18 protein-coding genes, 2 tRNA genes and 1 pseudogene are annotated in these 16,479 nt (G+C 54.3%); 14 read left to right on the forward strand and 7 right to left on the reverse strand.

What is annotated here, in order from left to right:
• Nucleotides 1-1,335: 1,335 nt before the first annotated feature.
• Together ACR3EJ_RS07335 and ACR3EJ_RS07340 are read right to left on the reverse strand one after the other, a co-directional pair.
• Nucleotides 1,336-1,418: transfer RNA gene (locus ACR3EJ_RS07335), tRNA-Leu, on the reverse strand.
• Between the two features lie 235 nt (nt 1,419-1,653).
• Nucleotides 1,654-2,667: an AraC family transcriptional regulator gene (locus ACR3EJ_RS07340; RefSeq protein WP_170546531.1), complete on the reverse strand. Its 1,014-nt coding sequence runs from the start codon at nt 2,665-2,667 to the stop codon at nt 1,654-1,656.
• A 126-nt stretch (nt 2,668-2,793) separates the two neighbouring features.
• Between ACR3EJ_RS07340 and ACR3EJ_RS07345 the strand changes: the two genes are divergently transcribed.
• Complete coding sequence (locus tag ACR3EJ_RS07345) at nt 2,794-4,173, forward strand: amidohydrolase family protein (protein ID WP_170546528.1); 1,380 nt, start codon at nt 2,794-2,796, stop codon at nt 4,171-4,173.
• A 425-nt stretch (nt 4,174-4,598) separates the two neighbouring features.
• Here ACR3EJ_RS07345 and ACR3EJ_RS07350 read toward each other — a convergent pair.
• Nucleotides 4,599-4,673 (reverse strand) — tRNA-Thr (locus tag ACR3EJ_RS07350).
• 83 nt (nt 4,674-4,756) lie between these two features.
• Between ACR3EJ_RS07350 and ACR3EJ_RS07355 the strand changes: the two genes are divergently transcribed.
• The 11 genes and pseudogenes from ACR3EJ_RS07355 to ACR3EJ_RS07405 all read left to right on the forward strand — a co-directional run bounded on the left by ACR3EJ_RS07355 (nt 4,757) and on the right by ACR3EJ_RS07405 (nt 11,603).
• The gene (locus tag ACR3EJ_RS07355) at nt 4,757-4,912 is read left to right on the forward strand and encodes a hypothetical protein (RefSeq protein WP_010441084.1); all 156 of its coding nucleotides are present in this window, start codon (nt 4,757-4,759) and stop codon (nt 4,910-4,912) included.
• A 6-nt stretch (nt 4,913-4,918) separates the two neighbouring features.
• Nucleotides 4,919-6,184: a UDP-N-acetylglucosamine 1-carboxyvinyltransferase gene (gene murA / locus ACR3EJ_RS07360; protein WP_170546525.1), complete on the forward strand. Its 1,266-nt coding sequence runs from the start codon at nt 4,919-4,921 to the stop codon at nt 6,182-6,184.
• The gene (locus ACR3EJ_RS07365) at nt 6,184-6,660 is read left to right on the forward strand and encodes a DUF2948 family protein (protein ID WP_170546523.1); all 477 of its coding nucleotides are present in this window, start codon (nt 6,184-6,186) and stop codon (nt 6,658-6,660) included. Before murA ends, ACR3EJ_RS07365 begins: the two co-directional genes overlap by 1 nt.
• A 68-nt stretch (nt 6,661-6,728) precedes the next feature.
• Nucleotides 6,729-7,151: pseudogene (locus ACR3EJ_RS07370) on the forward strand (GNAT family N-acetyltransferase); the annotation flags it as partial.
• Nucleotides 7,152-7,238: 87 nt separating this feature from the next.
• Nucleotides 7,239-8,540: a histidinol dehydrogenase gene (hisD, locus tag ACR3EJ_RS07375; protein WP_170546671.1), complete on the forward strand. Its 1,302-nt coding sequence runs from the start codon at nt 7,239-7,241 to the stop codon at nt 8,538-8,540.
• Nucleotides 8,541-8,637: 97 nt separating this feature from the next.
• A complete protein-coding gene (locus tag ACR3EJ_RS07380; protein ID WP_170546521.1) occupies nt 8,638-9,117 on the forward strand; it encodes a UPF0262 family protein in 480 nt (159 codons plus the stop codon).
• Nucleotides 9,118-9,120: 3 nt separating this feature from the next.
• Nucleotides 9,121-9,579 (forward strand): arsenate-mycothiol transferase ArsC, encoded by a 459-nt coding sequence (locus ACR3EJ_RS07385; RefSeq protein WP_170546519.1) that lies wholly within the window; start codon nt 9,121-9,123, stop codon nt 9,577-9,579.
• Complete coding sequence (locus ACR3EJ_RS07390) at nt 9,576-9,974, forward strand: ketosteroid isomerase-related protein (protein ID WP_170546517.1); 399 nt, start codon at nt 9,576-9,578, stop codon at nt 9,972-9,974. Before ACR3EJ_RS07385 ends, ACR3EJ_RS07390 begins: the two co-directional genes overlap by 4 nt.
• Nucleotides 9,967-10,560: a GNAT family N-acetyltransferase gene (locus ACR3EJ_RS07395; RefSeq protein WP_170546515.1), complete on the forward strand. Its 594-nt coding sequence runs from the start codon at nt 9,967-9,969 to the stop codon at nt 10,558-10,560. Before ACR3EJ_RS07390 ends, ACR3EJ_RS07395 begins: the two co-directional genes overlap by 8 nt.
• Nucleotides 10,561-10,619: 59 nt before the next feature.
• Entirely contained in the window at nt 10,620-11,297 is a 678-nt protein-coding gene (locus ACR3EJ_RS07400) for an SOS response-associated peptidase family protein (protein WP_170546513.1), read from the forward strand.
• A 120-nt stretch (nt 11,298-11,417) separates the two neighbouring features.
• Complete coding sequence (locus ACR3EJ_RS07405) at nt 11,418-11,603, forward strand: hypothetical protein (RefSeq protein WP_375543892.1); 186 nt, start codon at nt 11,418-11,420, stop codon at nt 11,601-11,603.
• A 2-nt stretch (nt 11,604-11,605) separates the two neighbouring features.
• Here ACR3EJ_RS07405 and ACR3EJ_RS07410 read toward each other — a convergent pair whose 3' ends face one another.
• Nucleotides 11,606-12,229, reverse strand: a complete 624-nt coding sequence (locus ACR3EJ_RS07410) for a DnaJ domain-containing protein (protein WP_010441101.1) — start codon at nt 12,227-12,229, stop codon at nt 11,606-11,608.
• Between the two features lie 107 nt (nt 12,230-12,336).
• On the opposite strand from ACR3EJ_RS07410, the gene ACR3EJ_RS07415 reads away from it, so the two are divergent.
• Both ACR3EJ_RS07415 and ACR3EJ_RS07420 read left to right on the forward strand, forming a co-directional pair.
• Entirely contained in the window at nt 12,337-12,591 is a 255-nt protein-coding gene (locus ACR3EJ_RS07415) for a BolA family protein (protein WP_170546510.1), read from the forward strand.
• Nucleotides 12,592-12,843: 252 nt separating this feature from the next.
• A complete protein-coding gene (locus ACR3EJ_RS07420; RefSeq protein WP_170546507.1) occupies nt 12,844-14,100 on the forward strand; it encodes a molybdopterin molybdotransferase MoeA in 1,257 nt (418 codons plus the stop codon).
• On the opposite strand, the gene ACR3EJ_RS07425 is transcribed toward ACR3EJ_RS07420, so the two are convergent.
• From ACR3EJ_RS07425 to ACR3EJ_RS07435, 3 genes are all read right to left on the reverse strand, one after another.
• The gene (locus ACR3EJ_RS07425) at nt 14,084-14,629 is read right to left on the reverse strand and encodes a GNAT family N-acetyltransferase (protein ID WP_170546504.1); all 546 of its coding nucleotides are present in this window, start codon (nt 14,627-14,629) and stop codon (nt 14,084-14,086) included. The two genes, ACR3EJ_RS07420 and ACR3EJ_RS07425, sit on opposite strands and share 17 nt — an antisense overlap.
• Nucleotides 14,626-15,180, reverse strand: coding sequence for a helix-turn-helix domain-containing protein (locus ACR3EJ_RS07430; RefSeq protein WP_170475966.1), 555 nt, complete (start codon nt 15,178-15,180; stop codon nt 14,626-14,628). The genes ACR3EJ_RS07425 and ACR3EJ_RS07430 overlap by 4 nt, the downstream gene beginning before the upstream one ends.
• A 115-nt stretch (nt 15,181-15,295) precedes the next feature.
• Nucleotides 15,296-16,312 carry an extracellular solute-binding protein gene (locus tag ACR3EJ_RS07435; protein WP_170546502.1) on the reverse strand — a complete coding sequence of 339 codons (1,017 nt, stop codon included), beginning with the start codon at nt 16,310-16,312 and terminating at the stop codon, nt 15,296-15,298.
• Nucleotides 16,313-16,479: the final 167 nt, after the last annotated feature.

The following is a 16,479-nucleotide window of genomic DNA, read 5'->3' on the forward strand; positions in this document are numbered from 1 at the left end:
GCTTTCGTAACATGTTATTTAGAAAAATCATAATTCCTACAGTTCTGTTGTTGCCAAAAGGAACCAATCACTTTTATCGGTGTCCGCTTTGTCCGCATTGTGTGAGTTCAGCCAGCCGATGAATTTGCGCTTGCAGCGAACGGCAGGTTCGGCGGGCCGCGTCGCAGCACCAGTTGACGACGGTCAATGGCCGGTTAGGGCCATTGGAACTCCCGGATGAATACAAGGTTGGAAAAAACGCACCGGTTTCAGTAGCAATCAGTGATCGTTAAAACCGAAAGGATTTGAGTTTTTGTAATGAAATCAATGTGCGGTTTCTACGAAAGCGACGCGAACGTACTTCCATCAAGACATAGACAAAGAACAAGAAAAAGAAATTGATACAGAGCATTCCATCCGCTTGTGTTACGCAAATCACGGTCGCTGTGTTTGCTGCACAATGCCGAAAAACGAAGGCGCGGGTTAGCGAACCTGACGATGGTCGGGGCAGATCTAGCGCTGACGCACGAAGGACGCTTAATCAGAAAGCGGCAACCAGATTGTTTTGCCGGTCCTTCTGTCTCGCCCAGCTTCGCGTTCCTTTTGTCCGTCACGGATCCGGGTGCGGGGATTTTCAATCGGGTCTAGGCTGTTCAGATAGGGTGTCAGGCAATAGAAATCTTGCGGATGCTTACGCGATGGTTTCCAAGTGATCATCGCCCACATCCGCTTTAACATTTTAGCACCTGAACGTTTGTATTAGCTGGGTTTTTCACCTGAATAGCATTGCATGGATTGGGTTGTAGCGACCAGCGATTTCTCTGGGAATTGGGTATTCACCGAAAAACCTCATCTCCTTATTGTGACCTTTGGCTGTAATGTGCCAGCTGCCTACTTTTTTGCTGCAGCCAACGCTCCTTATGCCCGCAACCCGACCCCTTTGTTGTGCAACTCGATCACTGTAGCGACTCAAGTGACTAATCGGTGTGGGAGAAATTGTAGCGGTTAAAGTGAAGCTCGGATTTTGGATGCTCAATAAAGCACCACCTACATTTTTTCAGAATGCTTAGGTTTCGGACGAAAGTGAGAATTAAAGAAAAGTCCTTTAGCTTGAGGTATAGAACCCCGAGAATCAGCTTACTTTTCTGTCAGTTAAGGCCTGCCAATTCTGAGGTGGAAGTGTCGCAAGACTTCGAGAAAACAAATTTCGTATACCACAGTTGGCACTCGCGCCGATTTTTCGGATAGCAAACAAGGAAGTTGAGAATGGTATTTTCAAAAGGTGGGCCAAGGGGTGGGCTGTGAATAGAAACAAGGACACAACGCATTGATAATTATATGAATTTTTTGGGAATATGGTGCTGCTGGAGAGAATTGAACTCTCGACCTCTCCCTTACCAAGGGAACGATTAACTGCCATTTTTTCTAATTAAAACAGCATCTTAAGTGGTTTCCCTTAATGCCGTGCACGTATTTTGCACACTTTCTGTTAACCTTTTGAGGTTAAACGATAAAATAAACGGTGAAATTCACCTCTCTGTACTTTGGCTCGAACACCCTCCCGAATTACGTTAGGTGGTCTAGTTCGTTTTGGGATGCTGCCGATGACCGGTTTTTCCTAGGCGCGTGTGAAATCGCTTTTTGCGCAGAATTGTTACAAGCCCAAAGTGGACCTCACTCACTGTTAGATTGTGAAGCATGTAGTGCACGCCTCATCTGGTCCGGTGATAATCCAAACCAACGGCGACACGTTCGTGTAAACGCACTTGGGTTTTTGTAGCCCAAGGCTTTTCCGATATCTGTTATTGAGATGCGCCCCTCGGTCAGCCATTGATCCGCCTGACGCATTTTCGCGCGGTCTATGAGTTCTGCACCTGTAGTGCCATGTCTTGTAAGTTCTCTTTGTAGCGTTTTGGGGTGCAAACCGATGAATTGAGCAAAGCCGTCCAAGCCGGGCCATCCCGAGTAATCAATAACAGAGAACAAGTCAGCTAAGTCGAATACGTGTTGAATGGGACTTCCCGCTTTCTTTGTCTCGTGTCGTTCAAACTTAGATTGCTGCATCAACCAAGACGCAGGGAACGACATGCTGAGGCCCCAAGCATCGCTTTTCTGAACCTGAATTTTGGGAATCGATGTGGGCGGGATCGCTTTCGGATCAAAGACAGCTATTTTAACCTGCGCGCTGTTCCACAAAGGACCCAATCTCGCCTTCAGCATTTCAGACCATGCTACAATGTCCCACGCGTCTGCTTGGCCGGGAGGTTGGGAAGCCTGAAGTAGACGGCGACCCACCAAAATGGCTCTCCCCCCTTTAACCGTCATGGTGTATTTCATTGAAACTTGAACGGCCTCCACAAAGTGGAGCCAAGCAACGAGCAGGTCTCCCAAGCTAGGAGTGTCACTCATGGTTTCAGGTGGTACGAAGCCGTCGCGCCAATTGAATTGACCGGCAATCTCTGCGCAAAGGTACGGATTGTTTGAAAGTCTGGCGGCACGGGTGGACGCGAGGTATACACTTGCGCTTGGGATCGGCTGGGTTGGTCCATCCAAAACTTCTGACCTGAGTAAACAGCCTTCTAAGATCTTTCCTCTGTCTGCGCCCAGTTCGCATGATCGATCTACCACCGCTGACAAAAATTTTGACTGCATTACTGGGATCACAACTTTTGAGGTTTGGGCGCACATAGGTTGTCCTAGTTATCTTTACTGGACTGAGAAAAATTAGATTGTCCTAAATTGGCAAGAAGTATTTCCAAAAATCCTTGTTAGCATGATCGCCATCATGGATATCTTTTAGCGGGAGACTGGAAAATGAACTTCCCTTCTAAGCTATGCGTCGGGCGAGCGCTGTCGAAGAGTGTAGCCTCACTTCTCTTTGCGGGACTTCTATCCACTACGGTATTCGCAGAAGAGGAAAGCTTTCCGATACTCTTTACTAATGTGCATGTTTTTGACGGGGTGAACGCAGAGAGAATTGAAAATGCGAATGTCTTGGTGGTCGAAAATTTGATCACAGAGGTATCCGCTGAACCTCTTGCCGTCGCCAACGCCAAGATAATCGATGGTGGAGGCAGAACCCTGATGCCGGGCCTGATCGATGCCCATGTACATATGGCAATAACGGAGCCTGTGGCCGATCTAAGAGATAACTTTGATTGGATGTATTGGGGCGCTGTTTCCACCTCAGAAGCAGAGAAAATGTTGCTGCGTGGCTTCACAACTGTCCGGGATGCTGGAGGCCCTGCAATTGGGCTGCAAAAGGCAATTGATCGAGGAAAGGCGGTCGGACCTAGAATTTATCCATCTGGACCCGTGATCTCTCAAACCTCGGGTCATGGCGAACATCGCGTTTACACTGAACCGCACCCCAACTTTATGGGAGCGCAACCTTCTTTCTTCAATCAGCACGTTGAGTTTCTGGCAGATGGCGTACCAGAAGTATTGCGTGCAACGCGAGAAGCGCTTCGGCTTGGCGCTACGCAAATAAAAGTTATGGCAGGCGGCGGAGTATCATCTTCAGTTGATCCGCTGCACACTGTGCAGGGCCTGCCTGAGGAGCTTGAGGCCTCTGTTAAGGCCGCGGCAGACTGGGACACCTATGTCATGGTCCATGCGTATAATGATGACTCGATCCTGCGTTCATTAGATGCCGGCGTGATGAGCATCGAACATGGGCAACTAATGACCGAAGTCTCTGCACAAGCGATTAAAGACGCAGACGCGTGGATTGTTCCCTTTTACTCGTTGCTTGGGCTGGATGAAGAAACAGTGGCAAAGGCGCTAGGACCCACCGCTGGGGCAAAGTTTCTCAGTGTCCAAGCCGGTGCTAGAAATCAGATGAAGCTCATAAAGGATTTCGGAATAGAAAAAGTCGCATTCTCAACGGACATCATCGGAGATCCGGTTGCGCTAGCGAAGCAGAACGATGAATTCAAATATCGAACAGAAGTCTGGTCATCACATGAAATTCTGGTTCAGGCAACGTCCAAGACTGCCGAATTGCTCGCGCTTTCTGGAAAACTCAATCCGTACGTTGATGGCCCGTTGGGCGTCATATCGGAGGGAGCTTATGCCGATATTCTACTGGTGGACGGCAATCCAGTTGAGGACGTGACTATACTCGTCGACTACGACAAAAACATCGATTTAATCATGAAGGATGGGGTGATTTACAAGAACGCACTCGAATGAGTGTCGCGCGGGGTGAACTTACCTCGGCACTCCGCGCACCTGACTGATAGAAAAAACTTTTTAGTTTGAACGCGCGCAATTGACCGCTTTGAACGAAACTCGATCGTCGATGCACCACGTGACCATGGGGCGCTTCTGATCCTTCCGCAGGTTCAGGCTTTCACTCTGTTTCAAACACACTGGAATTGAATATGCGAGTATTGGATCCCTGATTATTGAGCACTCCCCATTTTTTCAGGACTGCCGTAAGCTATTGATTCTTCTTTCGAAACAACGTGAGTTGACTGCACCATTTTTGCACACATTTTGTACGCTCAGGAGACAATTGTGTCGAAAAATACAGTGATCTGCAGCGTTTTGCAGCACTTTCCCGCGGTTTGATTTTCGAAGATTCCGTCCAATTGTCGTTTATTATCAATTGGTTATGGTGCTGCTGGAGAGAATTGAACTCTCGACCTCTCCCTTACCAAGGGAGTGCTCTACCTCTGAGCTACAGCAGCGCTGTGGGCGCGTGATTAGACGCAAACGAAACCCGGCGCAAGGGTGTCTGGACGGTTTTTTTCCACTGCTATAGAGAAAGACAATGGCAGACAAAAATTCACCCAAAAAGCACGGCAAATCCGGGGAAACGCGCGAGGACCGTTTGAAGGCGGCTCTGAAGGCGAATATGGCGCGGCGTAAGGCACAGGCGAAAGCGCGGGCAGCTTCCGGGCACAAGGCCGACAAGGACGAGGGATAAGAGCAGATGGATTCGATTCTGGTGACGGGCAACGGCCCACTGAGTGGGCAGATTCCCATTGCAGGGGCGAAGAATGCGTGCCTGACGCTGATGCCTGCGACGTTGCTCAGCGAAGAACCGCTGACGCTGACCAATGCGCCGCGCCTTAGTGACATCAAGACAATGACCGCATTGCTTCAATCTCTTGGGGCTGAAGTGTCCGCATTGCAGGATGGGCAGGTGATTGCGATGTCGAGCCACAGCCTGACCAGCCATGTTGCTGATTATGACATCGTTCGTAAGATGCGCGCTTCGAATCTGGTGCTCGGACCCTTGCTTGCGCGGTTTGGGCAGGCGGTTGTATCGCTGCCCGGTGGCTGTGCGATCGGCGCGCGCCCGATGGATTTGCATGTCGAAGGGTTAGAGGCGCTGGGGGCCGAGATCGAACTGAAAGACGGCTATCTACACGCCCAGGCGCCCGGTGGTCTGAAAGGTGCCGTGCACGAAATGCGATTTGCCTCGGTTGGTGCGACTGAGAATATCGTCATGGCCGCCACGCTGGCCAAGGGTACGACTGTACTTAAGAACGCTGCGCGCGAGCCTGAGATTGTCGATCTGGTGGAATGCCTGCGCAAGATGGGCGCTCAAATTTCCGGTGAGGGTAGTTCGACCATCGAAATTCAGGGTGTCGACCGGCTGCATGGCGCGACCCATCAGGTGGTGACCGACCGGATTGAGCTGGGCACCTATATGCTGGCCCCAGCCATCTGCGGGGGCGAGGTCGAATTGCTGGGCGGGCGCATGTCGCTGGTTGAAAGCTTTGCCGCCAAGCTGGATGCGGCGGGGATCAGTGTTTCCGAAACCGACAAGGGTCTGAAAGTGTCTCGCAAGAACGGGCGTGTGACCTCGGTCGATGTGGTAACTGAACCTTTCCCCGGATTCCCGACCGATCTACAGGCACAGATGATGGCGTTGATGTGCACTGCCGAAGGTGTGTCCGTACTTGAAGAGCGTATTTTCGAGAATCGCTTTATGCATGCGCCCGAACTGGTCCGCATGGGCGCGAATATCGAGGTGCATGGCGGCACGGCCACCGTGACCGGGGTGGAGCGTCTGAAAGGCGCGCCGGTGATGGCGACCGATCTGCGCGCCTCGGTCTCGCTGATCCTTGCCGGAATGGCGGCGGAGGGTGAAACGGTTGTCAGCCGGGTCTATCATCTGGACCGGGGATATGAACATGTGGTGCGCAAGCTGGAAGGCGTGGGCGCAAGGATCGAACGGATTAAGGGTTAATGACAGACGCGAGTTTCAAAGATAGCCGCGAGGCACCGCTGAACCTTGGAGCCGAGGACGCAGATGACCTGCAGGTCATCGCGACCCTGACGCAGGACGCGATTTTCCCGGTGACCGAGATGACATGGCAACCCAGCCAGCGCCGCTTTGCGCTGCTGCTCAATCGCTTTCGTTGGGAAGATAAGGATGCCGCTGCCCGGCGTGGTCGTGCCTATGAGAGGGTGCAGGCCGTTTTGATGTTCGACTCGGTGCTATCTGTTGCAAGTCAGGGCATTGATCGCAGCGACAAGGACATGATCCTGTCGCTGTTGTCGGTCGAGTTCGAACCTTCGGAAGATGGCGCTGGCCAGATTCTGCTGACGCTGGCGGGCGATGGCGCAATCCGTCTGTCGGTTGAGGCCATCGATGCAACGCTCAAGGACGTCACGCGCCCTTACAAGGCACCTTCCGGTCACGCGCCCAGTCACCCTGAGTGAAGAATAAACGCGGCATAGCACAGGCTTTCCCGAACCCGCCGCAGGGTACTGTATTGCGTCGGGCGACTGTGTTTGATGTTTTCGACATCAGCCGCGTTCTGATCAGTTCGATCCGCGGTCTGTGCCAGGCGGATCATCTGAATGATCCCAAAAAGCTTGAACAGTGGACCGCCAACAAGGACCCGGCCTCAGTCCGGGGCTGGATCGAGTCGGGTGCCGTCCTTTGGGTCACCACACAGGGGGATGAGGTCGTAGCAGTCGGGGGGCTGCGAGCAGAAGGTGAAATCTCGCTGGTCTATGTTGATAGTGGTCAATCTGGACGCGGGTATGGCTCTGCGCTGCTTCGCCTTTTGGAAAATGAACTGCGCGTGCAGGGCTGCCCTGAGGCGCGCTTGCAGGCGACGAAGACCGCCCATGGGTTCTATTGCAGACAGGGTTGGCTGGATGATGGCGCACCAACCGAATGGCACGGTATCCCGCAATTCCCGATGCGCAAATCGTTGCACCCCAGTGGCTATGGGTTGAGGCCGCCCGGTCGCGGCGATAAGACCCGTGGGAACGCTTTCGGAGTCCCTTATATGCCCGTTTTCCTCGACACGACCTCAGCCGATTTCGAGCCTGCGTTTCAGGCGCTGCTATCCGCCAAGCGCGAGGATAGCCCCGATGTGGATGCGGTCGTGGCGCAGATCATCGATGATGTGCGTACCCGGGGCGACGCGGCGGTGATCGAGCTGACCGCGAAATTTGATCGGCTGGAGCTGACGCCCGAGACCATGGCCTTCTCTGCAGATGAGATCGCTGAAGCTGTTGCGCAGGTTACACCCGAGGACCGCGCCGCGTTGGAATTGGCCGCAGAACGCATTCGGGCCTACCACGAAAAACAGATGCCCGAGGACCATCGGTGGACTGATGAGGCCGGGGCGACGCTCGGCTGGCGCTGGTCCGCGGTGTCGGCTGCGGGGCTCTATGTGCCGGGAGGACTGGCGTCATACCCCTCATCGGTTCTGATGAACGCAATTCCCGCGAAAGTGGCGGGCGTGGGCCGGCTGGCGATCGTCGTTCCAACACCTGACGGTCAGGCGAACCCGTTGGTCCTGCTGGCGGCACAACTGTCGGGCGTGGATGAAATTTATCGTATAGGAGGTGCACAGGCCGTGGCCGCGCTGGCATATGGCACCGAGACTATTGCGCCGGTCGACAAGATCACCGGGCCGGGCAACGCCTTTGTTGCGGCTGCCAAACGCCGGGTGTTCGGCAAAGTTGGCATCGACATGATCGCCGGTCCCTCGGAAATTCTGGTCATTGCCGACAGGGACAACGACCCCGACTGGATCGCTTTGGACCTGCTCAGCCAGGCCGAGCATGACGAAAGTGCGCAATCGATACTTATTACTGACGACGCCGATTTCGGTGAGGCCGTTGCCCAAGCCGTCGAGAAACGCCTTGGGACCCTTCAGCGCCGTACTATCGCAGGTGCCAGTTGGCGTGATTTCGGCGCGGTGATTACCGTGCGTGATCTGAATGAGGCCGCCGCATTGTCCAATCGTATCGCCCCCGAGCATCTGGAACTCTGCGTGTCCGACCCAGAGGCTCTGAGCCAGAAAACCATCCACGCAGGTGCGATCTTCCTCGGCCAGTATACGCCCGAAGCCATCGGCGACTATGTCGGCGGCCCTAATCATGTGCTGCCAACCGCGCGTTCGGCGCGATTCTCGTCCGGACTCAGCGTGATGGATTTCCTCAAACGAACCACGCTCAGCCAAATGACGCCCGAGGCTCTCCGCATCATTGGTCCGGCGGCTGAAATGCTTGCGAAGTCGGAAAGCCTTGAGGCGCACGGATTATCGGTTACGGCACGCCTGAACCGGTTGAACGGTTGATGTGACGCAATGACTTGAGGCGATGCCACTTCTGTGCGTTGCCCATTGAAATACGTTGTTATAGGTCTGTGCAGACGTAAGGATTGTGAATGTTAAGATGACCCGTATCTCGCATATCGAACTGGATGACCGGAACCTACCCCCGCCGACCCCCGAAATCGAGCAGGAGCGCAAGGTCGCCATCTATGATCTGCTTGAAGAGAATTCGTTCACCCTTCCTTCACGCGACGACCGGGCAACCCCGGACGGGCCATACCACGTGCAACTGTCAATCCGCGACAAACGTCTGGTATTCGACATTGAAACCGAGGCGAGCGAGAAGGCGGCTGAGTTTCATCTGTCGCTGGGGCCGTTCCGCCAAGTGGTCAAAGACTACTTCCAGATTTGCGAGAGCTATTTCAACGCGGTGAAGAACCTGCCGCCCAGCCAGATCGAAACCATCGATATGGCCCGGCGCGGAATCCACAATGAAGGTAGCCGCGTGCTCCAGGAACGGCTGGAAGGCAAAGCCGATATCGACACCGACACCGCCCGCCGCCTGTTCACGCTAATCTGCGTGCTGCATTTCGGAGGCTGACGGGTGACGTCTCTGCCGCAGTCCATTCTGTTCTGTTGCGACCACAATTCGGTTCGGTCCCCCATGGCCGAAGGCATCATGAAAAAGTTCTACGGCACCGGCACCTATGTGCAATCCGCCGGAGTGCATAGCGATCTGGATATCGACGGGTTCTGCATTGCCGTTTGTCAGGAAATCGACGTTGAACTGTCCCGCCACCGATCGCGTTCGTTCGACGAGATGGAGGAATGGGGCGACGACCTCAGCTCGTTTGATCTGATTGTGGCCCTGTCGCCCGCCAGCCAGCGAAAAGCGCTGGAACTGACCCGTTTTTTCCACCTCGATGTCGATTATTGGCCAATTATGGACCCTACCGGATTAGGCGAAAGCCGCGAGGACAAGCTACGTCACTACCGACAGACCCGCGATCAGATCATCTCGCATCTGAAAGACCGCTGGGGCGAACCAACGGAGCGACCATGAACTCGACCGTCAAAACCTATTTCGACGCTTTCAACGCCGGTGATGTCGAGGCGATGCTGGCCTGCCTGTCCGACGACGTGGCCCATCACGTCAACGAAGGCCAGATCCGTGTCGGCAAAGAGAAATTTGCCGCCTTCTGCGCCCATATGAATCGTTGCTACCGCGAGAACCTGACCGATATCGTGATCTTCGAGGCTGAGCACGGCGCCCGCGCCGCCGCCGAGTTTATCGTCAACGGCACCTATCTGGAAACCGATGAGGGGTTGCCTGAGGCGCATGGCCAGACCTATCGCCTGCCTGCGGGTTCGTTCTTCGACCTCAGGGATGGTAAGATCTCACGCGTGACGACCTACTACAATCTTGCTGACTGGACCAAACAGGTTTCAAATGGCTGAGATCACGGATGTCCGCCCCTTGACCGGAGCGGCACTTGAGGCTGCGCTGGACGATGTGGCGCGCCTGCGGATCGAGGTGTTCCGGGTTTGGCCATATCTCTATGATGGCGATTTGGCCTATGAACGGGAATACCTGCGATCCTATCGGAACAGTGACAGGGCTATCGTTGTCGGTGCCTTTGATAGCGACAGGTTGGTCGGCGCCTCGACCGGGGCCCCCCTGACCGATCATGCTGACGACTTCGCCGCAGCCTTTGCAGAGACGGATCTGGACCTTTCAAACATCTTCTATTGCGCAGAGTCCGTGTTGTTGCCGCGCTACCGAGGACAAGGCGTAGGGCATAAGTTCTTTGACCTGCGCGAGCAACATGCGCGTGCGTTGGGCTTCACCAAATGCACCTTCTGCAGCGTCCAGCGCCCCGATAACCACCCGATGCGACCCGCCGATTACCGTCCGCTTGATACCTTCTGGCGCGCGCGGGGATACACGCCGTTACCGGGGGTGGTAGCGCAGTTCTCGTGGAAGGATGTGGGCGAGGAGTTTAAAAACCAAAAAGCACTGCAGTTTTGGATTCGTGATCCGTAAAATGCTTGAGGGAAAGCTGCCCACTTGCCCCGATTATCGCCACCCAATACCATCGTACCATGTGTGGTAAGTTTGCAGCCGGTCACCTGACGCAGCGCGAGATGTTGGCGATACTCGAGAATTTTCTCTACGGGAAAGTTTCGCCTCATTTGCCCGACCAGTTGCCGACAGGCGGTTATAATGTTTCCCCGACCAATCAGATCGGTATGATCCGGTGGGCGAATGGCACCGCAGAACTGACAACCGCACGCTGGCAGTTGAAGGACCCGCGTAGCGCGAAGCCCGTCATAAACTCGAAGATTGAAAATGTAGGTTTCTGGCAAGATTATTGGGACAACGGCCGCTGCTTGATCCCGGCGTTGGGGTACTATGAGTGGCCAAAAGACCAGGGCCATGATTGCCCGGTCTTTATTACGGTCAAGCGCAACGCACCTACCATGTTCTTCGCCGGTTTTGTTCGAACACAAGACGGAAGTCACAATTGTTCGATTCTAACCCGTCAGCCAAGCCCGCAGATTGCCCATATTCACAGTCGTATGCCGGTCATCCTGACGCCTGATGAGATTGAAAGCTGGTTGTCGGGGGTAACGACACCTCAGGACGCTCAGAAATCGCTTGGAGCAGGTTACGAGGGCCGCTTCGAGTTTCACACTGTAAGACCGATTAAGCGCGATAGCGAAGGCGAAGAAATGATCGAGCCATATTCCCCGCCGGTTCAGACGGCGTTCGATTTTTAATTGAACCAAAGCGTAAGTGGCCGTCCGGTGAACCTGGCCGGTTATTATGGAGTGGATTGTACTGTGTGGGGCCACGGTATAGAGCCTTGCGATCCGACGAGTGTCTCGCTCGTGCCATCCATGATAAGCAAGCAAACGCGCGCTGAATTCCCAGCCGAACACAATGTCGGGCACCTCTACGCCGCCAAACCCGATTTGGCTACGTTCTACAAGTGGATTGATCCTACAAACAGCATGTATCCGGGAATCGGAAAATGTCGCGAAACAAGCATTATTCGTGTACCAAGCCGAACCGCTCCCGCATAACCTTACTTGAAGCTGCGGCTGTCCTTGATCTGGTCCCAAGCCCAGACGACCTCTTGCAACTGCTCTTCCTGCGACCGGTCACCACCGTTCATGTCGGGGTGTAGCACCTTGATCAGTTTCTTATAAGCCTTCCGGATTTCAGCCTTGGACCAGCTGTCCTGAGCTTCGAGAATCTCGATCGCGCGGCGTTCGGTGGGGGGTAGGCGGCGGCCGCCAGAGTTGGCACGGCCGGGGTTCTTGGTGGCGTTTTCGCCCAGAACCTGATGCGGGTCCTCGATGCCCAGGCGTGCCCATGCTCGTGCTTCGGGGTCACCCATAGGTTTGGTCTCACGCTCCCACACTTTGTCCTTCGAGCGCTGGGCATTCAACTCGGCCTCGGTGGTGCCGTCGAAGAAATTCCATTTCTGGTTATATTCGCGCACGTGTTGCTGGCAGAACCAGAAAAAATCATCCAGAACATCAGGTGCCTTGGGCGCGCGGAACTTGCCGGCCTCTTCGCAACCCTCATGATCGCAGATTCGCACCGAAGTTTCGGACGCACCCGACATGCCTCGGCGCCCGCGCGGCTTCTTTTTCTTAGCGCTGGACACGGACATATCGAACCCGAAGGGATCTGACTTTACCATCTGCACAACCTCACGAAGGCATCTTTTCGACTCGGAGGCAGCAGTTTAATCTAAGCAGCCGAAAGTAGAAGAGGGGAACGGCAATTTATTTGCCGTTGAGCAAAAAAATGAGCGTAACCGACGAAATCCGTAACCGATTGCAGGCAGCATTTGATCCGACTGAGCTTGATGTAGTAGATGATAGCGAAAGCCACCGCGGCCATGCAGGCTATCAAGAGGGTGGAGAGAGCCATTTCAACGTTCGCATCCGGTCGGAAGCCTTTACTGGCCAGACTCGTGTTGCCCGCCATCGCGCGGTTCATAAAGCGTTGGGAGACATCGTGCCGCGTATCCATGCGCTGGCGTTGGATATTGATGTATAGCGGTCAAAACCTCGGGCGTAGTCAAATTTGCGCGTGTCCGAATTTGATTGACCCGCCAGAATCGCCAACTGCAGAGTTAGAATGATTGGGTTGGCTTGGCACACAGCCCACTTTCAGAGGGAAAATAGCTGATCTCGAATTTATTGCAGATTTAACCTCGATCAAAGAACCTCAATTCATCGCTCTATAAATTCGCCACGTCGATCTCTGGCCTGCCAGAGCGATCGGAGTAATGGATTAAGAGGGCTCAAAATGGCTGATGGGTGTGATTGTGACCGTAACGCTCTCATATATCAAACCGTGGATGCGGCCTTAACCCTTGGCCTGTCGATCGCGCACCCAGTTGATAACACTGAATCCTTACCGCTGCAGCAAGCGATCGGGCGTGTTCTGGCCGAGGAGTGTTACAGTAAGGTCGACATGCCAGCCTTCGACAATTCGGCCATGGATGGATACGCCATTCGGACTGGTGATCTGGACGAAGGGACTGAGTTTGAATTGCCGATAGGCGGGCGAATGGCCGCCGGTGATAGCGGAATGCACAACGCACCAGTGGACAGCGCTTTGCGTATTTTTACCGGCGCTCCGGTTCCAACGGAGTTTGATGCCGTTCTTATGCAAGAGGACTGCAGTGTAATCGCAGACCGCATCCGATTTTCTCGTCGGCCCAAGCCCGGTCAACACATACGCCGCACGGGCGAGGATTTACAGGTCGGGGCCCAGATTCTGTCCCGCGGATGTGAGATTACTGCGCGCGAAGCTGCCGTACTGGCGTCTTCTGGTCACGGGCGCGTCAAGGTATATCGCAAACTGAGGGTGACAATTTTTTCGACTGGCAGTGAGTTGCGCGAGCCGGATGAAGTGCTGGGCCCCGGCCAGATTTACAACTCCAATCGGTATATGCTGTTGGCTTTGTTGAACAAGCCATGGATTGATTTAACGGATTGCGGCCAGATCGAAGATGCCCCCAAACTTCTGAAGCGCGTGTTGGAGGAGGCTTGTGAAACGTCTGATCTAATCGTCACAACAGGTGGCGTTTCGGTGGGGGATGAAGATCATATGCCTCGCCTGTTCAAGGAAATTGGCGGTGAGACTGATGTGATGAAGGTGGCAATGAAGCCGGGCAAGCCAATCATGTTCGGGCGCCGTGGGGATGCGCTATATGTTGGGCTACCGGGCAATCCAGTATCTGCTTATGTCACATGGCAGATCATCGGGTCGCATATGATGGCGCGGAAGGCAGGATTGAGCCACACTCAGCCGGAAAGCGAGCAAGCTGTTCTGGCAGAGCCATTGCAACGTCACGCAGGTAGGCAGGAATTCCGGCCGGTGCGGATTGAAGGCAAATCGTCAGACGGAACTCCGCAGTTGCGATGTCTGGCGGCATCCTACAGCGGGCGGGTGGCATTGCTGGCACAGTCCGACGGGTTGGCGGTAATCCCGGCAGAGATCGCGCACCTGCCTAAAGGGCACCGGATTGAGTTTTTGAGATTTAACCGACTGTTTTGACGACCGGTAATAAGCTCAGGTCCTTAAACATATAGGTTGTGGGTTCCAGTCGATTTTCGAACGGGTTGCGGCAATAGTTTGGAATTTCGCCAGAGATTTGAAAACCCAGCGACTGGTACAATACCCGTGAAGGATCGGAGCTACGGGTATCCAGAACCAGCAAGGATTTTCCCAGTTCAACCGCCCGCGTTTCCAAAGCGGTCATCAGGGCGCGTCCCAGCCCACGGCGGCGTGCATCGGGGTGGACCAGCAGTTTGGCAACATCTGCACGATGGGGCTGGTTTGGCATTGTGGCCTGAATCAATTGCACTGTACCTTGAATGCGTCCATCACCATAGGCAACGAACAGATCGAGCGTGCCTTGGCGCACGCCGGGGCGCACCCGATCCCGCCAATATGTAAGGGCGGCTTCGTGTGAAAATGGCAGGATGAAACCTATGCTGGCACCGGTATGCACGCACCGATGAAGGATATCCGACAAATCCTCCAGTGCGGCATCGAAAAAGGCCTCGGACAAGCGCGAGATCATATTAGCACCAGCAGATAACGCGCGCCTCGTTTCGCCCCGGTTTCAAACTGCGTGGGTCCGGACAAGTGATAGCGCAGACAGTCGCCGCCGCTGAGTGCGTGGCGCACTCCGTCTACTGTCAGCGCCAATTCGCCGTCCAGAACAATCAGATGATGTTCCTGCCCCGGTTTGGGTGGTGTCTCGTAGTTTATGACTGTTTCGCGGGGCAGATGGCCCTCCATCACTTCACCGCTGAGCCCCGTCGCCGGAGGTGAGACCGACCGGCGCGTAAAACCGCTTTCGGCGTCGTGCCATTCGGGTTGCTTTTCAAAAGGCACCTTAGGGTCGAAACTGTCCTCGACCATCATCAACAAGCGCGACATCGGCAAGCTGTAAGCCGCACATAAACGTCCAAGGGTTTCGGCGGTTGGGCTAACATCACCATTTTCCATCCGCGAAAGGGTGGCTCGGCTGATACCGCTTTGGTCCGCCAGTTGTTCAAGCGACCAGCCACGGCCCTGACGCAGCTCGCTCAGACGTTTTGCAAGGCGGTTTGAGAGGTTGTCTAGCATAGATCAAATATGGGAATCAGTTTCATAATTGAGAATTATGCCAAAAATAATGTAGTGCGCAACAAAAAAGGGCGCGGAATATCCGCGCCCTTAACTGCTCGGGTTGCCAGATAACTTACTTCCAGCCAACCTCATTAAAGATTTTTTGGGCCTCGGGGATGTTCTTGGCGACTTCCGAAAGGTTCACCTCATCCGCTTTGAAATTACCCAACGCTGCAACGTTGTCGGCCAGTGCTACACCTTCGACCGCTGGAAACTCATCGTTTCCGTTTGAAAAATATACCTGGGCCTGATCGCTTGCGAGATATTCGAGGAACTTGATGGCGTTCTCTTTGTTCGGCGCATTCGCCGCGACACCTGCACCCGACAGATTCATATGAGCGCCCTCAGCGCCTTGAGCCGGGAACTGCACGCCGATCATATCGATATCTGCGCTCAGGCCTTTTACGTCTTTGCGCATGGCACGAGCAAAGTAGTAGGAGTTTGAAACAGCGATCTCACACTCGCCGGAAACGATACCGCGCAGCTGGTCGGTGTCACCGCCCTGTGGCTCGCGGGCCATATTGGCGACAACGCCTTCGGCCCATTTTTTGGCTTCTTCCGCACTGTGGTTGGTGATGATCGACGCCAAAAGTGTCTGGTTATAAGTGTTGCTTGACGACCGTATACAGATCAGTCCTTCATACTCCGGCTTGGCCAGATCCAGATAGGTGGCTGGGGGATTTGCAACGTCGGCCTTGTCGTAAAAGATGATCCGTGCGCGCTGCGAGAATCCGTACCACTGATTGTCCTGATCCTGCAGATTGGCCGGGATGCGTTCTTCCAGCACTGCACTTTCGATGGGCTGCAGAATACCAGCATTCTTGGCGCGGGCCAGACGTGACGTGTCGACTGTTAGAAGGATATCGGCAGGTGAATTCGCACCTTCAGCTTCCATCCGCGCGATCAACTCATCTGCTTTGCCTTCAATGCGGTTGATGGTGATGCCGGTGGCGTCTTCGAAGTCAGAATACAGGCGCTCATCAGTGTCATAGTGGCGCGAAGAATAAAGGTTTAGCTCACCTTCGGCTGCAGCCGAGGTGGAGATCAGAGCCGTCAAGGCGACGGCGATACATGTGGAGGATTTCAGCATGATGTGTCCCAACATTAGAATTCGGTGCGGGCGCTTACCCGACTGAAATAGTCAATTAGACGATTTGGCAGGAGATGCAAGCAATTCCGACAAAATTACTCGGTCAAATTGTCGCCGCGCTTGAAAGCTTAAGCGACAAGGCATCGGATACTGCAGTTGAGTTGCCG

The organism is Ruegeria sp. AB11, assembly GCF_056536325.1.

Bases quoted from the DNA above. Each gene is read 5' to 3' on its own strand.
- ACR3EJ_RS07420 (WP_170546507.1), top strand. From the start codon at position 12,844: ATGGCTGATGGGTGTGATTGTGACCGTAACGCTCTCATATATCAAACC.
- ACR3EJ_RS07435 (WP_170546502.1), bottom strand. From the start codon at position 16,312: ATGCTGAAATCCTCCACATGTATCGCCGTCGCCTTGACGGCTCTGATC.
- ACR3EJ_RS07390 (WP_170546517.1), top strand. From the start codon at position 9,576: ATGAACTCGACCGTCAAAACCTATTTCGACGCTTTCAACGCCGGTGAT.
- hisD (WP_170546671.1), top strand. From the start codon at position 7,239: ATGCCCGTTTTCCTCGACACGACCTCAGCCGATTTCGAGCCTGCGTTT.
- ACR3EJ_RS07395 (WP_170546515.1), top strand. From the start codon at position 9,967: ATGGCTGAGATCACGGATGTCCGCCCCTTGACCGGAGCGGCACTTGAG.
- ACR3EJ_RS07340 (WP_170546531.1), bottom strand. From the start codon at position 2,667: ATGTGCGCCCAAACCTCAAAAGTTGTGATCCCAGTAATGCAGTCAAAA.
- ACR3EJ_RS07415 (WP_170546510.1), top strand. From the start codon at position 12,337: ATGAGCGTAACCGACGAAATCCGTAACCGATTGCAGGCAGCATTTGAT.
- ACR3EJ_RS07365 (WP_170546523.1), top strand. From the start codon at position 6,184: ATGACAGACGCGAGTTTCAAAGATAGCCGCGAGGCACCGCTGAACCTT.
- ACR3EJ_RS07410 (WP_010441101.1), bottom strand. From the start codon at position 12,229: ATGGTAAAGTCAGATCCCTTCGGGTTCGATATGTCCGTGTCCAGCGCT.
- murA (WP_170546525.1), top strand. From the start codon at position 4,919: ATGGATTCGATTCTGGTGACGGGCAACGGCCCACTGAGTGGGCAGATT.
- ACR3EJ_RS07425 (WP_170546504.1), bottom strand. From the start codon at position 14,629: ATGATCTCGCGCTTGTCCGAGGCCTTTTTCGATGCCGCACTGGAGGAT.
- ACR3EJ_RS07430 (WP_170475966.1), bottom strand. From the start codon at position 15,180: ATGCTAGACAACCTCTCAAACCGCCTTGCAAAACGTCTGAGCGAGCTG.
- ACR3EJ_RS07355 (WP_010441084.1), top strand. From the start codon at position 4,757: ATGGCAGACAAAAATTCACCCAAAAAGCACGGCAAATCCGGGGAAACG.
- ACR3EJ_RS07345 (WP_170546528.1), top strand. From the start codon at position 2,794: ATGAACTTCCCTTCTAAGCTATGCGTCGGGCGAGCGCTGTCGAAGAGT.
- ACR3EJ_RS07380 (WP_170546521.1), top strand. From the start codon at position 8,638: ATGACCCGTATCTCGCATATCGAACTGGATGACCGGAACCTACCCCCG.
- ACR3EJ_RS07400 (WP_170546513.1), top strand. From the start codon at position 10,620: ATGTGTGGTAAGTTTGCAGCCGGTCACCTGACGCAGCGCGAGATGTTG.
- ACR3EJ_RS07405 (WP_375543892.1), top strand. From the start codon at position 11,418: ATGATAAGCAAGCAAACGCGCGCTGAATTCCCAGCCGAACACAATGTC.